General features: G+C 40.9%; 12 protein-coding genes. 6 read left to right on the top strand and 6 right to left on the bottom strand.

Annotated elements, in window-relative coordinates; translation table 11 throughout:
- The first annotated feature begins 1 nt into the window (after nucleotide 1).
- Nucleotides 2-3,964, top strand: a complete 3,963-nt coding sequence (locus OQX63_RS05810) for an NACHT domain-containing protein (protein ID WP_265849947.1) — start codon at nucleotides 2-4, stop codon at nucleotides 3,962-3,964.
- Between the two features lie 15 nt (nucleotides 3,965-3,979).
- Here the strand turns inward: OQX63_RS05810 and OQX63_RS05805 are convergent, their stop codons facing one another.
- The 4 genes from OQX63_RS05805 to OQX63_RS05790 form a co-directional block, all read right to left on the bottom strand.
- Nucleotides 3,980-5,116, bottom strand: a complete 1,137-nt coding sequence (locus OQX63_RS05805) for a hypothetical protein (protein WP_265849946.1) — start codon at nucleotides 5,114-5,116, stop codon at nucleotides 3,980-3,982.
- A gap of 9 nt (nucleotides 5,117-5,125) precedes the next feature.
- The gene (locus OQX63_RS05800) at nucleotides 5,126-8,806 is read right to left on the bottom strand and encodes a hypothetical protein (RefSeq protein ID WP_265849945.1); all 3,681 of its coding nucleotides are present in this window, start codon (nucleotides 8,804-8,806) and stop codon (nucleotides 5,126-5,128) included.
- Between the two features lie 107 nt (nucleotides 8,807-8,913).
- A complete protein-coding gene (locus OQX63_RS05795; RefSeq protein WP_265849944.1) occupies nucleotides 8,914-9,789 on the bottom strand; it encodes a DUF4238 domain-containing protein in 876 nt (291 codons plus the stop codon).
- A gap of 38 nt (nucleotides 9,790-9,827) precedes the next feature.
- Complete coding sequence (locus tag OQX63_RS05790; protein ID WP_265849943.1) at nucleotides 9,828-10,568, bottom strand: hypothetical protein; 741 nt, start codon at nucleotides 10,566-10,568, stop codon at nucleotides 9,828-9,830.
- A 405-nt stretch (nucleotides 10,569-10,973) separates the two neighbouring features.
- On the opposite strand from OQX63_RS05790, the gene OQX63_RS05785 reads away from it, so the two are divergent.
- The 5 genes from OQX63_RS05785 (at nucleotide 10,974) to OQX63_RS05765 (ending at nucleotide 14,136) form a co-directional block, all read left to right on the top strand.
- The gene (locus OQX63_RS05785; protein WP_265849942.1) at nucleotides 10,974-11,732 is read left to right on the top strand and encodes a hypothetical protein; all 759 of its coding nucleotides are present in this window, start codon (nucleotides 10,974-10,976) and stop codon (nucleotides 11,730-11,732) included.
- Between the two features lie 103 nt (nucleotides 11,733-11,835).
- Nucleotides 11,836-12,105: a helix-turn-helix domain-containing protein gene (locus tag OQX63_RS05780; RefSeq protein WP_265849941.1), complete on the top strand. Its 270-nt coding sequence runs from the start codon at nucleotides 11,836-11,838 to the stop codon at nucleotides 12,103-12,105.
- Nucleotides 12,105-12,404 (top strand): hypothetical protein, encoded by a 300-nt coding sequence (locus OQX63_RS05775; protein ID WP_265849940.1) that lies wholly within the window; start codon nucleotides 12,105-12,107, stop codon nucleotides 12,402-12,404. Before OQX63_RS05780 ends, OQX63_RS05775 begins: the two co-directional genes overlap by 1 nt.
- Before the next feature lie 210 nt (nucleotides 12,405-12,614).
- Complete coding sequence (locus OQX63_RS05770; RefSeq protein ID WP_265849939.1) at nucleotides 12,615-13,163, top strand: BfmA/BtgA family mobilization protein; 549 nt, start codon at nucleotides 12,615-12,617, stop codon at nucleotides 13,161-13,163.
- 1 nt (nucleotide 13,164) lies between these two features.
- Nucleotides 13,165-14,136, top strand: a complete 972-nt coding sequence (locus OQX63_RS05765; protein WP_265849938.1) for a DUF5712 family protein — start codon at nucleotides 13,165-13,167, stop codon at nucleotides 14,134-14,136.
- Nucleotides 14,137-14,288: 152 nt separating this feature from the next.
- Here OQX63_RS05765 and OQX63_RS05760 read toward each other — a convergent pair whose 3' ends face one another.
- Together OQX63_RS05760 and OQX63_RS05755 are read right to left on the bottom strand one after the other, a co-directional pair.
- The gene (locus tag OQX63_RS05760; protein WP_265849937.1) at nucleotides 14,289-14,876 is read right to left on the bottom strand and encodes a hypothetical protein; all 588 of its coding nucleotides are present in this window, start codon (nucleotides 14,874-14,876) and stop codon (nucleotides 14,289-14,291) included.
- A gap of 4 nt (nucleotides 14,877-14,880) precedes the next feature.
- Nucleotides 14,881-15,795 carry a HEPN domain-containing protein gene (locus tag OQX63_RS05755; RefSeq protein ID WP_265849936.1) on the bottom strand — a complete coding sequence of 305 codons (915 nt, stop codon included), beginning with the start codon at nucleotides 15,793-15,795 and terminating at the stop codon, nucleotides 14,881-14,883.
- Between the last annotated feature and the right edge of the window lie 189 nt (nucleotides 15,796-15,984).

Here is a 15,984-nt window from a genome sequence, read left to right as displayed (position 1 = left end):
ATTGGAGCAGATTATCGAGCTATTCCTAGCAGGGAAATTTAAGGATAAAGCCAAGGAGTTCATTCTTTGTACCAATTATGACCTTACAAAAATCAAAGATGAAGACCTTATCGATACGCTCAGAGATAAGCTGGCCAAACTTGGTATTGATCTAATTATCTGGGACTGGCGGGGTATATGTGCGTATTTGCGGCAAGCTCCTCAGCCACATATTGTAGCTAGATATTTTGATATTGAAATAGCGAAAGCATTCTACGGGGTTGTTTATGAAGAATCCCTTAAGCAGTATCTCAAAATTCCAAAGCTAAATTATACGGCAGATAAAGATCACATTGACAGGCGGGTAATCACTCATGCAGGCTTCCTAAAAAATATTGAAAATTCCTTTCACTATAGGATTGATAAGAACCAATACCTTAGCTTAACCGATGAATTTAAGAAACATATCGGTGCGGAGGGGCTTAAAATTATTCTGTTGAGTACCGCGGGCTTTGGTAAAACCTGGGAGATGGAAAGTATTGCAGCCTATTTCAGCAATGGAGATGAGCCTTTATTCCCGGTCATGAATTACCTGAAAGACTACGAAGGTCAAACCATTCCTGAAATTCTTGAGATCTTCAATAAGGACTGGGCAAGCATACCTGAAGAAAGCTTGATATTGATCTTTGACGGGCTTGATGAGGTTAAAGAAGAGCATCACCAAACCTTTATCAACCACTTGAACCAGTTTTGCGGAGTACGCCAAAGAACCAATGTGATCGTCTCGACGAGGTATAATTTTTATAATATTTCAGCAGTTCCATTGAGGTCTTTCCAGCCATTTGTACTTGATCCTTTTGATGAATCTGATGTGGATTTTTACATCAAGAAAAAATTGAGTTCCGGACAACTGGTATTCCTGGAAAAGGTTGAGCAATCAGGTTTTATTGAATACCTTCAAAATCCATACTACCTTACCAGGCTTGTTAGCCTGTTTGCTGACGGACAGGAAACCTTTCCGCATAACAAGGCAACGATGTTTGAGCAGATTTTATTCGAACGCTTCAAAAGGGACAAAGACAAATATGATATCACAGCGGACAGGGATTTGTTATTTAAACTCGCTCAAAAGATTGCCTTTTGCATGACCATGCTTGGTAAAAGCAGCTTGGATGAAGCAGAGATGGGCAAGGTTTTAGATAATGAGGACTACATCAAGTTGTTCAAGCATTTTTTCCTGATGAATAAGGAAGGGAACCTTTCTGAAAATTGGTCTTTTGAACATAAAAACCTTCAGGAGTATCTCTGCGCAAGCTTTTTACTGGAGAATGAATTTAAGAGTATTCTACCACTGGTATCCTTTAACTATGAAAAGCCAAAACTGCAGCCAAGGTTTCTCAATACGTTTTCATTTCTTTTTGCGATCGCAGAGCCCTCCAGTGATTATTTTAGAGATCTTTTAGAATGGCTAAGTAATAATGAACCTGAACTGCTTGTCAGGTTTGAAAGGGATAAGGTATCAAAATCGGTCAGAAAAGATATTTTCCAACGGATCATTAGTTATTACAACGATCGAAATATTATGCTTTTCGCTTCGTCTAATTTTCGCGTAAACGAACTTGCCGATTTTGTCGAGATTGATGGGGAAACAATCGGCTATATTGATTCACTATTGTTGGCAAACCCCAGGGAATGGCTGGCGAAAGACCTGATTGAACTCTTATCAGAATGCAGAAAGGGATTTATATACGAAGCAAAACTAAGGGCAATTTTGTGGAGGGAATTCAATAGAACGCCAGCATCTGAAAATTATATCCAGAGAATTATCGAAGCATACGAGGCCCTCAAGTTTTTTGAGCCTTCTGATGTGAGTGGAATAATGGGGGCACTTGGAACTACGGAATCGTTTAGCATACGTAAGGCCCTGGTAAGTTACCTAAGCGAAGCAGGTGTTGCCGATTCCTATCCAAACTTTATTTTAGAAAGCTTTTTGATCTATGAAAAAGGTCAACAGTCAATAAACGAGCTTTTCGCCGATGAAAGACTGAAAATGGTGATCCTGTCGCTGAAAACGGCAGACTCGTTAATAAAGATATTGAATTATGGCGCAAGGAATCGTGATTTCATTGGCCTGGATGGAAGTGATGAATTCAAGCTTGAAGCGAAGGAAATGGCTGAAATTTTAAGCAAATCACTTTTAGTATACCCAAGTAACCCCAGAATCCTGGGTGCTGTGTACAAGCTTTTTAGAACTCTAAATTTTGTCTCTATTTATAGCGACTGGCTTATTCCATTCAGGGAGTTCTTTGCAGCGACCTGTGGGCTCAACTGTATATTTCAAAAAATATACAAATACGAGAAATACAATCATGACCTTATGGCCTTAGCAGAAGAAGAAAGCTGTGAGTTTTTGATAGATGAATACAAAGCGGGTAAGATAACATTTGATCAGATGCGAACTCACCGGAATATTTCCGGGATCAATAAAAACCTGCATGAAAAATTCGCGCAAAGGCTTGCTGAAGAGTTTGGAACTGCGTTTGATGAACCTACAGACAATTTCAATTTTCAGGCAAATACTGCGCTGTACGATACAAAGAATCAGCAACTGTTACTTGAAAAAGAACTTTTTGTGGAAGAACTTGAAGCAATATTTAAACACAGCGGAAAAGAGGCCGTTACGGCAAAGGATCTTTACAGTGCTGCCGGATACTACCACAATCCATTCACGCCTTCCATAGCATTCATGGAGATCAGAAAAAATGCCAGGAAAACTCCAATAACAGTTTCAGAAATGCTATCCTATTATAAAACTAGCGATCAATGGGAAACCTTCAAGATCAACCAGGTCATGCGTATGCTGGAAAACCGCAAGAAAAAAGAAATCACCATAGAGCCTAGGCTCATTGATTTTGCGACTGAATGGGCCAAAGCAAATATTGAGAATTTAGATTATGCCAACGCAGTTAGGGACAATGGTACTGGCGGGGCGAATTTTAATCGGCTAGTTGAATTTACGAACAGATTGTTCCTAATACTTCAATTTGATCTGTCCGATACCCTTTTGCTAAAACTGCTCCTTTCAGACTTCAGGGGTGGATTCAGAGGAGAAACCAGTATCACAAAGGTAGTATTGGAGAAAATTACCGACAAGGATTTATTGAAGGAAACGGTTCTCCAGAACATTAAAAATGGGCTTTCAACATGGGGCCTGCTGAATCATTTTTCGATATGTGAGCAGTTGCGGTACAAGGAATGTCTGCCAGAACTTTACAAGGCCATCATCTCTCATCCGGTCTTTACAGAACACGATAAAACGAGGCTTGCGGACTTCTATCTATCGCTCGGAGGTGATATAGAAGATTTCTCTTCAGTTTTAACTGTTCCTGACCCCGCAGCAGACGAACATGGAATATTCTGGACCTGGTACCTCGTCAAAAATCTACTTCCTAAGAGACCGGATCTTATTTTGCCTATTCTTGAACAGATCATGGCCGGGCCTTCGTTCACAGAACGTCATAAACTCCTGGCTTGTGAGCTACTTTTAAGTGTTAAAAAAATCGAAGGATTGGAATTTTGGCTAAACTATCTAAAAAACAACAATAAAGTGCCTTTCAACCATAGGCAGGATCCGATCATGACCAACTGCGTGGAGATGCCATTTGAACAAACCATCCCCATATTCATTGAGGCTTTGGATTTCGCTTATGCCACCGGGCTAGATAAGACACTGGCATTTCCTGATTCCGCTACGGGTGCAGCTTATAATGCCCTGACCGCTATTTCGAAAGTCAGTGTGCAAGCTTTCAATAAGACTGCGCAGGAATTGGAAATGCTTATACAAAAACATAAAAACGAGGATTTTACAACAGATATATCCTATTATAGGGAACTTATTATTAATGGATATTATCAAAGTGACCACCGTCATTTAAGCCTTGATGATGTTCTTGTTAGTTATCGAGGAATGTCTGCCATTGTGTAAGCATAGATGAAGTGGCTATTCTTGTGATCGGCGTTCCTCCATATAGCTTTTGAGGTATTCATAGCAGCAGGCAAATAGTGGGCTATTGGGATTCTCCCGCATCATTTGCAGTTCAGTGTATATGACAGGATCGGTGCCATAGGTCTTCATAAAAAAATCAATGCCAAAGATGGGGTGATCTTCGTAGAGCTTTGACAAATTATAGGATAGTTCTCCAGACTTCTGAATGGCTTTGATTTCCTCTTCGCTGAGTTGCCCTGCTTGTACCAGTTCAACTGTAAATATTGGGGCTTCGGTAACAACCCTTTCAACGACCTGGGGATTAATGAATTTTTCAGCTGTTACGATGGTTTCAGACACACATTCAACCAACTCGGAAAGGAAAAGGTCAACAATGAATTTAAACCTGGGATGCTCAAGGTACCGTTCGTTGGATGAAATTAAAAAATCCTTATCATAGGCATCGTTATGCTTAAACAAAATTTCAAAGCGGTGTTCAGCAAGATCAATGACCTTAGTAAAAGCAATTTTACCAATCAGCGGAAGGAAGCTTACCAGGTTTTTATGAAAAGATTTAACTATATTCAGGATTCTATCCCAAATCTGACCCAGATAAAGGTTCAAAAACTCAAAGTGTCTACTTAGTATATCGTCCCAAGTGTGGTCTACCACCTTGCTTTTAAATCCATCCGGGTAATCATACCGGACGTAGTTTACACCATCAGGCGAAAATCCCCTCCCTAAAAATACAGAGGAAATCAGGTTTTCTTCCCTGGTTCTGCGCACGGGATGTCCTACAAGTTCGTTTCGAAGGTTCCGGTTTATGCTTTTGCTTAGATGTTTACTCTCCTGAAGCTTAAAAATAAAAAGCAGTTCGTCTATCAGATCCTGTTGCACATAAAGCGTTTGAAGCACGCCAAAAGCATTAAATACATTCTTCATATGGTCTTTGTCTGATCCTGTTTCCTTTAAAAAAGGAAGTGTATCACGCAAATAAATAAATACATCCGCTACATAGTTCGTCCTGACTTCGCTGTCATAATTGATCTCTTTTTTACATGCCATGTATTCCAGAAAGAATTGCCTCCACGCATCAGATATCCGGCTAATTTTTGCTTCGACATCCGATATTTCCTTTTTTAAATCAAGCATAGTCACGAGTTAAAGCATTTTACTAATCGATTCAAATCCATTTATTACCATATCCCTAAAGGAAACAATTGGAAGGGCAGCCTTATTTTTTGCAAGATAAACAGCAGGAATCACATTGGAGCTTAGCACAAAGGATACGATTTTGTATCCTTTGGGATCATCTACAAATTTTTCGAGTTGGTCAATATGTTCATTCAACCATTTATGTCTGTTTAAATGTTTCAATATATGCCCTCCTTTTTCATCCTGACCTATATAGCTGTCCAGTTCCGTTTTCATTTCGTGGATAGCTCTAGCAGATGCCGTATTTTTGCATTCGATGCAATAAATTATTTTCGACTTATCATCGATCGCCATTACGTCGACGTCTCCATAATTTTTATCCGCTATCAAATGACCCTTTTCTTCAATAGTCACCTCATATTCGATTAGCCTGAGAGATGTATTTTGTTTCAGCCAATCGTAAACTTCATTGCGGTATTGCTTTCCACGGTACTTAACAAAAATACTCATCACTTTTGTAGCAATCGGGCCGTCTTCGGTAACCTTAAGTTTATTAGAGGATACAAGCCCGGTAAGGGACATGTAAGAACTCATTAGGTGACGAAAGCCCCAATGGTAGGTAGGCTGCTTATCTCCTGGGTATGTTATCCGGATGATTGGTCTTCTAACAAAACTTAACGCCCTGTTTACCCGCCATGGTAAAATGTCTTTTGCAATGAAACCATTAGGTGCTTTTTTTACAGCCTTCCGGGGATCAAGTGTAAAAAGATTGATTGCCACCATAAGTTCATTTTCACTCACCGCTTTTTTGAATTTTTTTGGAATTTCAGTCAAAAACTCATCCTCTTTCATTGTCATAAAAGAGTTGCCCTGTTCCAGACCAAACATTTGCAAGCTTCCGAAGAGTGCAGTAATGGTTGTAAAACTAACACCCCATTCCTCCAAAAAAGCAGCATCAGTAACATCATTATTTACAAACACTTTACCCTCATCAAACTGATCGTCCTTTTGCCCAGGATTCATAGAATAGTATACCTCTGCCTCAGCTCTTGAGTTGTTAAACGGAGCAAAAATGTCATTTGCAAAGTTATCAAGAATACCGATCCTACCTGAATTAAGAAGGCCGATTTCAGGATCATTTCCGAGCAGGGTAATCGAATCCGCAACGGTAGCCCATCTTATCGCCTCGTCCATTAGCGCAATGATTTCGTCAATGTCGTCCATGTTAACAGGTTCTCCGTCAAATGACGGACTAGCGATTATAAATTCAATAACACCCCGGACGGCCAGAGAAGTTGGAGCGAGTTTCCCGTCCTGTTTTTTTAGGTTCGTTACTTCTGATTGGAAGTCGCTATAGCATGCGATTTTAGAGGGAAGCAGTAAAGAATTATATTGGGATTGAAAAATCAGCCTTTCATTCAGCGTTACCAAATACTCCAAGAGCTTTGGTGTATCAAAGCGTTTTAATTTATTTTCAACCTTTTCCAGTAATGTACTAACCAACTCCATACATAACTTATGCTTTTCTTTGATATCTGTAATTTCTTTGGGAATCGGAGTTGCCGGATTGAGCATCTCAACCAGGTGGTCTGAGATCAGTTCCTGTTCTGTGTCCATAAGATACCTAGGCGGTGGCAAATTTCGATTGTCCAACAGGGGATTGCTAGAGCTATCAGAAAATAAGATCATTTTTGCCTCTTTTGGATTAAGCACCCTGTTAATAACCTGAATTATATGTTCTTCGGCAATAGGCTCGTAACCTGACTTTCTTAAAACAACATTGAATCCCAACAGAATGGTTTTCATCAGAAGTTGTTCACCTCCGTTCTCTTCATCAGATAATAAGCTGACGATAGCAAAAGGAATAGTGACGGTAATCTGTCTCTGCTCTACGATAAGATCAAGATCGCCAGTAAATGGCTTTAAATTTAGGTATTCATATGGCTCCGTCTTTTTGAGCAACGACGAGTCGAGTTCTAACTGTATCTCGACAGGACTCTTTCCCAATTGATTGAGATACGCTGAAACTTCAGCGGATAGCCTGAACATCCAAAAAGCAACAGCCTCGATGTAAATTGAAATCTTGATACTATCCTCCTTATTCTTAGCTTGCGAGTTGGTTACCCATAGCGGGAATCTGTACGACTCTACCAGCATTGAATTATACCGGGACTGCCTTTCTTCCTTATAGAGTGGGGCAAAGGTTCTTACCCTTTTTACAGTGATGTCGGCTAACTTGCCATCGACCAACCTTCTTGCACCATGTTCGTCTCTAAAACTAACTAAGTCACGAACGTATTCTGTTGCTGTTCCCGAAAAAATCATGAATCCAGGTGCCTCATCTGAGGGAAGTAACGAACCATGATTATTCTTGTAGTAGGCAAACATATCGATGGTATCTGCCATAAACTTGTGTTCAGTACGTGTGGCCGCAAGATTGTGGGCTTTTGCAAATTTCCAAAGCATAAGGGGTTCAATATCCTCGGATTGCATGACGATTTCCAAGTCGCTGAAACTGAAGACGAGATTGTGGTTTCCCTCTTTGGGTTTACGCCACATGAGCATTAATTGATCATCAAATGCACCTCCCACCAAAACTGATAATACTTTCGTATTGCCATTATTCAATTTGTTAAGATGATCAACAACATTTTCCATACGGTCATACACCGTGCCCGATTTAATTTCCTCAGGATCGGAGGACATTTTCTTTAACAAACAGATGTAAACCAGTTTGTTGCTGTCAATCTGAAACACCTGTTCAATCATCCGCTGTCCCGCTGGATTTTCAGGAAGCTCTACCCCAACCATTGCCCAACGCGAGCGTTTGGCAAATCCCAAAATCCTGGTACTCTGCCACTGATGGAAAGCATCACGGAGAGTTTCCTTTTCATTAGTTTCATCGGCAAGCGACCTAATACGAGTGTACAGTGCAAACCCAATTATTGATGGTGTCAGGCAAATAATTCCATCTTCAATTTCGAAAAAGGGCTGAGTTAAAAACACTGAGTCTTCCGGATCATAATCCTCAGAAATCGGGGTGTCGTTAATTAAAAAATCTTTCATCAGATCCTCAGGGATCTGGTATGCCTTAGATAGTTTGCTAAACGTGGCATTGCCAATAACTACGGCAGTCATAAGTTGGTTAAAAACCTCTTGTTCAGGAATAAAAATTGGCTCCTCTTCGCTTTCTTCAACGATATATCGACCAGTACCTGCTTTCTGGGCCAAGAGTTCGCTGCAACTCAACAAGAGCATGGCCAGGTAATCCGCTTTCGTTTTAAATTCGTAACTGAGCGCGTTATCAACCATGAATATCGAGCCCAAAATTGCCTTAAGTTTATCCGATATATCTGAAAAGTTGCCCGGGTAAATGGTATAGTTTCCGCCAAAAAAAACTACGTTTTCGGTAAAATGCGCTATTAGCGGATCCTCCATATAGCCCATTCTGTAGTGTTTTCCAAAGAAGTCAACCAGGACTTGGTAAGGCACGGGCAAGTTATTATTTTGGCCATACAGCAAGACATCATTAATCATCATCTCCATTCTTACCTCTTTTCCCTGATTCAACGGGGAAAGCTGTAATGCGGCCAGAGCCTTAAGTAGGCTGACCTTGTCATATTCACGAATAAATTCTAAAATCTCGGGCTGATGGTCCGTATCGTCAAAGTTTTCAAATTCATCCATTTGTATTATATATTTGGTTGTCGAAAATTACATATTATTAAATTGCAAGGCGCTAAAAAGTTAACCTCTCAATTCAACTCCACTGTGCTTAAACTTTTCAAGCAGAATTAAGTAAAAGAAAAAATGAAATCAGTAATCTGGTTAAGGTTACCTCCAGCCGCTAAAAAATTATACGCCTGAATGATTTGTTCCAGGTGTTCCTTATTACTACACACTACATATTTCTCTGCCTGATGAAACATTGCCAAATCTTTATTGACATAAAAGGCATAGTGGTTTACCTGTTGATTGCCTCTGTCTGAACAAATAAAAGTGTCGTGGTTACCAACCGGAAAGATAAAATTACCGAAATCATGGTCTGAGACATTTTTATCTTCGATTATGGGAGAATCGCCAAGGATTGATATTACTTTTTCGTTGTTGTGGAAATAGCTGCGGTTATGGGCCTTCAGCAATTTATTTTCACTTAGTCCTTCATCACCATAAAAGGGCAAAAAAGGAAGGATAACCCTTTTTGACATTCTAAATAGGTCAGAATTCACAAGATTTTGGATAGCTTCCTCATTCTGTACCTGATTCTCTTTGGAGACCTTTATGGTGATAGGAAGGTCCTCATAGCCAAGCCTCTGATCAGCCTCATCGAACTTACCATCATTTGCCATTACCCGCCACTTCAAAGTCGATGCAAAAATCAGCATTGAACCAACATTGCCTACTGAGAGGTTACCGTTATTTAAAATATCTTTCAGGGTATCAGCGAAACGTTCATCAAGCACAGCATACAGTTTTTCCATTGAGTCATTTTCAACACCACCCATTTTGACAGTATTGCGATTCATGTCAAAAAACACTGCTTTGGTACTTCTTTTCTCCTTTGCAAAAGTGCCAGTTTCTTTATTATAGAGATAAAGCATTCCCTCTGCGTCTGCAAACCTCCGAATTAAAAACTGTGGAATATAATGATGTCTTTTAGAAATGCTCATTGCTATATTTCTGATTATTTATTTTCCTTAAATGGATTTTACGCTTTAAACAGTTCGGCAAAGAGTAGGGTATTATCCAATTTTAACGGAGCGGTACCACCCATACTTTTATTGTCCCGGTTAAATATGTCGATCAAATCCGCTTGCAAATTTTTGAAAGCCGTATCTTCCATTGATGAGGAAACCAATCGTAAGGCGTACTCTTCGGTCTGGCCAACCGGAACTGTTTTGTAAGGCACTATATATCTGATGGCAATTGGTTCTAAAATAGCGCTACCACTTGGGCTTTTCAAAATAAAATCTTCAAGGGACTTGTCAATTACGGTACCAGCCCACATCTGACCCTCGCATTTTAGGTGAGCATTGATCAGCCCCTTACCATATATTGTATTGACGTTATACATGCCCCCCGCGTCAGTATTGTTTGCTCCATTAATGATCTCGATTTCCTGGTAAACCATTGCACCACGCATGGGGTATTCAAAGGTATTCATTTTCCAATTGAAGGTGTAACATACCTCAAGGAACTCAGCGAGACTAGTCTCGGAATTATCCTTTGTCCAGAATATAATGGTATCTGATATGTTGAGACACTGGATTGTTGATTTCTTCATATCGGCAACAAAACCCTGCGGCGCTTCCTCGTACTCGCCACGCCCCAAACAACTTTCTATAACCGCTAGTACGTTGCCTAATCTGCTTTTGACGTATTCGGTTTCGTTATTTAAAATAAATTCCTTGTAACCCAGCAGGTCAAAATATCCAATAAAACGCTTCATAAAAATATATTTGGGTATATTTCAAATATACTCAATACTTAAGCTGAAAATCAGTGAAATAAATCAGCAATAACCACTTTAATTCATGGCCACAGATCACACCCTGTGGCTTTTGGCTTGGTTCGATAATATAGTTCAAAGTGAAATGGCATAAATAAATTCAGAAAGTTCAAATGCAATAGACTTTAAATAAAACCGTAACGGAGCAAAATTTTGCAGTTCCAAAAATAGTTCGTAAATTGGTTCTGTAAGTCAGAAAAGTACATTTTTCCTCATAATACGACTGTTAGACTATAAGAGTCATAATTCCTTTAGTCCTAAGCAAGCAAGTGATACGTATAGCAATTTGTTAAATGTGCATTCTTTGAAAAAACCTTAAATTAGTTTATTCAAGAATCATAGCTTATGAACCCCAGTTACTTCAAACCGCGCAAACCCTTTTCATTTTCGTCTCACCCGTATGATCTGGGTACTTTCATAGGCTTATGGCATAAACATGACGACAACCACTTTCTACTAAAGATCTACAGAATAGAGGAAAGAGAATTTGTAGACTACTATAGTTATCATCTTAATTACGCACTGGAAAATAATCTTGTAAACGAGGAAGAATTTTTCCGACATGTGTGGCAGATTGTGAAAATAAGGATAAAGCACTTCGAAATACAAGATCCTTTTTCAAACAATCACGGTATTCATAAGGATAGCTTGAAAAGATTGCAAAAGTTCGAAAGATACTTGAAGAGCATAGACATATGGGATGCTAGGCCACCTCACTTGGTAATTGAAGAAAAGGAAAATACAATTCAAAGGCAAAAGGAAACAATCGAAGAACTCCAAGCTCGCCTTGATGAGCTAAAAGTTTTCGAAGTAAGCCAGAAGATCAGAATTGAAGAAGGTTATGTTGCTACTTTTATCGATTTGTTGAAGCAGGTTGAGAAACTTGAACTGCCATCAGGCAGAAAACTGATTTTGAGCGATCACCAGATCGTCTATCCAAGACTGATCGGCAAGTACTTTTCTGACGGTGGCGATGATTTATCAGTAGAAACGCTACGTAATTATTATGTTGGCAATAAAGGAGATGTAACCTCAAAGGGAACAGAAATCAAAGCTGAACATAAACTTTTCAGAATAGTGCCTGTCAACTATATCGAAAAATAACAGGCAGTTCAGCTATCGTATATGACCATAGCAAACTTATGGTCATTGTTACCGACGTATTTCCATACAATTTTGCTTCCGTAAACTTAAAAACGGAGGCATTATGCAGATCGAGATCTTAACGAGAGAAGAGCTCCACAGGTTCAAGTCCGAACTTATTGAGGAGATCAAACAGACCATCAAAACAAATGAAACGGTAACCAACAAGCAATTCCTCCGAAGTTCGGAAGTAAGGAAGCTATTGAAGATTTCTTCTGGCACCTTGCAGAACCTTCGAATCAAGGGGATACTTCCCTATGAAAAGATCGGCGGCATATTCTATTATGCACATGCCGACATCGAACAGTTGTTGGGCGAAATCGGAAATTCCTAATGGGAACCGCAGAACAACTGGCCAGCTTTCTGAAGCTTGCCAGCGGGAACAGGCGTTTCCGTCAATCGCACCTTAGCCTATTTTCGGCCATACTCATGTACCACGACAAGGCATCACGCCAAAACCCGTTTCGGGTATCAAGGCGCGAACTGATGAAACATTCGGCCATCCGTTCTTATGCCACCTATCACAAATGCATGGGCGAGCTGATCGCAAGCGGCCTCATCGAATACGAACCGTCCTACCATCCGAACCTTGCCAGCCGGGTTACATTATTGGACAATAACGGCGAACCATGAGGGGTAGGCACATTGCAGAAAAGTCCTTTTCCTTCTTTCGGAAAAGGAGCAAGCGGAAGTTGGGCAGAGCCCTACTTTGCTTGCCCTACGCTACGCGGTGGGGGTTTCGAGAACCCTCCAGGGGTTCTCGGCCATTGTTAAAGTGGTATTGAAGTGAAAATTGGAACTCCCATAAGGGTGCGATATAACTGGTTATAAAGATATACGGATATGCAGGAAACATTGAGAACGGTAAAATATTCGGTAAGTGATGATGTGAAGTTCGAAAAGATCGCCCTCAAGCTCGGCAGGTCAAAGCGTTTAGTATTCTCGCAGATGGTGGAGTATTTCTATCGGAGCAAAAAAGATCCGACCGACCTGAACGATGAACTGTTGAAGAATGCCATCCTTAAAGGGCAAAAGGAATACATCGGCTTCATCAAAACACAGGAGACCGAACTGCTCATTCCCATCAAACGTGATTCGGCTAGGATGATCGAAGCAATGAAGAAGATAATTGACCGCTTCAATGGTCAGATACTGAAGCACAATGATGAGATGCTGTCAAACCAGTCGGCACAGGCAAAAAGACTGGGCACTTTGCACGAAGTAGCCAGCAACATAGAGATGAAAATAATCACAAAGGAAAGGTTGAAAAAGAATTTCATGCTGATAATGAATAGCTACATCAGGGAACGGGAACGAATGGGCATGATGACATCGGGCAAGGAAAAAGAGGAACTGGCCGAACAGGCGCGTAAACAAATAGAACTGCTCTGATATGTACATCAATATTACCGACAGCCTAACCGCAAACAACAAGGGAAGCAGCAGGGAGTTGGTGCACTATCTTGAAAAGGAGAACAGGATCAAAGATAAACTTGAGCCGGAATTTTGGTTTAATCATAGTGGCAACAGGATCGAATCCTATGAGGTGCGGCATTTAATAGATAACAATATCGCCAAGCTCTGCAAGGCCGATGCAAAGTTCTTTCTGGTCAACATCAGCCCCAGCCAAAAAGAACTTAAATATCTTGAAGAAAGCTATGGCAAAAAGGAGATGAATAAACAGCTGAAGAAATATGCCGAAAAGGTAATGGACGAATATGCCAGAAACTTCAAGCGTGAAGGCATCAGTTCCGCAAAAGACCTGATGTGGTTCGGTAAGATTGAGCACCATCGCTACTACGGCTACAAGGACAAAGAAGTATTAAACGGTGAAAGGAAACGTGGTGAGAGAAAAGAGGGCAACCAGATGCACATTCAGATTATCGTAAGCCGAAAGGATGCCAGCAACAAAATCAAGCTGAGCCCTATGAACAATTCAAGGGGCAAGAACGAGGCACATTCCAAAAAGCTTGGACAGTTCAACCGTGTGGCGTTCAAGCAATCGGGAGAGACGATCTTTGATAGGCTCTTTGGTTTTGACAGAGGTCTAAAGGAGACTTTTGCGCATGCCAATGTCCAGAAGAATGGCAGTATCGCACAGAAGGAACAGATGGATATTCTTGAAATGTCAACAAATCAGCGCCATAATTTTGAGCATGTTAATGAACTGGCACGGGATGTAGCAGATGGGCTTTTTCACTCGGTTGCGGATATGGTCAAGGTAACAGGCCGATCGATCAGTGGATTTATCGAGGCCATGCTGGAACCAGTGCAGTCGATCGAACCTGACGTAAATCCAGCGGAGCTTGCAGCACGGAAAAGGCGGAAGCGAAAGATGCAACAAAACCAAGGCCTTGGGCGGTAGCATCAGATTTTCCCCCCGCGCATTTGCGGCCTGCAAAAACCGCCAGCCCACACAGCCCCGCTGTTTTTGCTCTGGTGTTTACGGAAAAGGTTTGGTGGTTGGCCTGTCTTTTCCGTTAGACCGTTCGTTCAGTCGGGACGGAAAATAAAGTTTTAATTGCCATCTTTTATTCGCTCACTGATCAGCCACGTAGCCTCGAACAGTTTGACCAATTGTTCGTAAACTGTGATTACTTCAGATTTGGAAAGGCTTTCTTCCATGAAGGAGTTGCTAAGCGCTTCGTGAAGCCATGTGTTCAGGATTTTTTTGTAGCCGTCCAGTTTATATATCCTGAACATTTTCTTCAGTACAGATGAAGGCTTTACGATCTCCCGAATGCTCAGATTTTCAGGATAGTCCCGTAGCTTCTTCCTTTCGGTTTTGATGTACCATTTTGCGATATCACTTTCCTTTTGGCCATCGAAGTCAAGTCTGCCAAGCTTGTGGTTCTTTAAGAGCCAGGAGGCCTCTATCAGCTTTATGGTCAGTTCGTAATTATAGACAAGGTAGTCTGGGCTACATTTTTTCGATTCTTCGGATTCAAGTGCTGCATCGTTTCGCCAGCGTTTCAGCATCTTCAAATGATTGGGCAACCAGGAGTGACTGAAAAAATCGTGTATCACTTTTATCGGATCTGTTATTTCATCATTGTCAAGATAAACGATCCTGTTATCCGATGTTCTTTTTGTTTGCTTTTCCATAGTTTCAAATATTGGTCTGTAATATTTTTTCGATCTGTACATGATCAGCATTTTTTAAGGCTGCATAATCTGATGCCGATTTAGCAAGCAGTTCTATTTTTTCGTTGCACATCTCTTTTGCCAACAAAAGAAAAGGTGCGACCCGTTGATAAAGACGCTCCGCATCCTGTCGGGAAACCATAAAATCATCTTTATAACGTGAACCAGAATAACTTTTTGCCATTACGTCAAATAACCGCTCGTCTTCGGGACTGGACAGGAAAAGCTGAAAAGGCTTTTCAGAAAAGCATTGACACAGACGGAGCAGGCGGTAAAGATTATGGAACTCAGAACGGTAGGCGATATTAACCCTCACCAGACAGATACAAGTCTGTTCTACGGCCTGATGGAGCATAAAGGCACATATTCCAAACTGTTCCTTCTCCAGACATTCGGATGCGCACATCAGAAATCCGTCAGCCAGCGGCATGCGATGTTCATAATGTTTAAGTGCCTTGATTGCGCCCTTTGTGGGGATAAACGCAAAGATTGGATCATTGTCTAACAGTCCATCCTTACTATAGAGCAGTTTTCCATAGGTAAGCACGCTGATAAAAAAGCGGCTGTTTTGCTGTACTGCGTCGATAACGGATTGCCTGCCATGGCAGATGATGGTAATTGTGCCTTGCCGATAATAGTTGTTGGCGAAATCCTGCATTTCATAATCAACTCGGGTTGCAGTTTCAGTAACTACCAATAGGCAATAGTCGCATCTGAAATAGTGTTGACCATCATTAAAGCAGCCCTGAGAATTATGAGTGTAGCTGTTCTGCGAAAAGCTGAGGATCTGTAGCGGTTCGAACTTCTGGGCGAGCCGATGGATAAACTCCCTGAAATTGACAGCGTGTTCGGCCTCTGGTAATAATTTTGATGGTTCCATATTGATCTCATTTAATTTTAAAATTAAATAAGCCTCAACAAGTGGATGCCATAATTACAATAGGGTTGGCAACCCACTTAGTCTAATGTAACTTGGCTCTGACAAAGCCACCCTTCCTTTCAGAAGGGCTCCCACAAAAGACATAAGCGAGCACCAACCCTATAGCAAATATAGGGTTTTGGTTGCTCA

The organism is Pedobacter sp. PF22-3 (assembly GCF_026239555.1).
In the GTDB taxonomy this organism is placed as follows: domain Bacteria; phylum Bacteroidota; class Bacteroidia; order Sphingobacteriales; family Sphingobacteriaceae; genus Pedobacter.
This window is presented reverse-complemented; position numbering and strand designations above follow the sequence as displayed.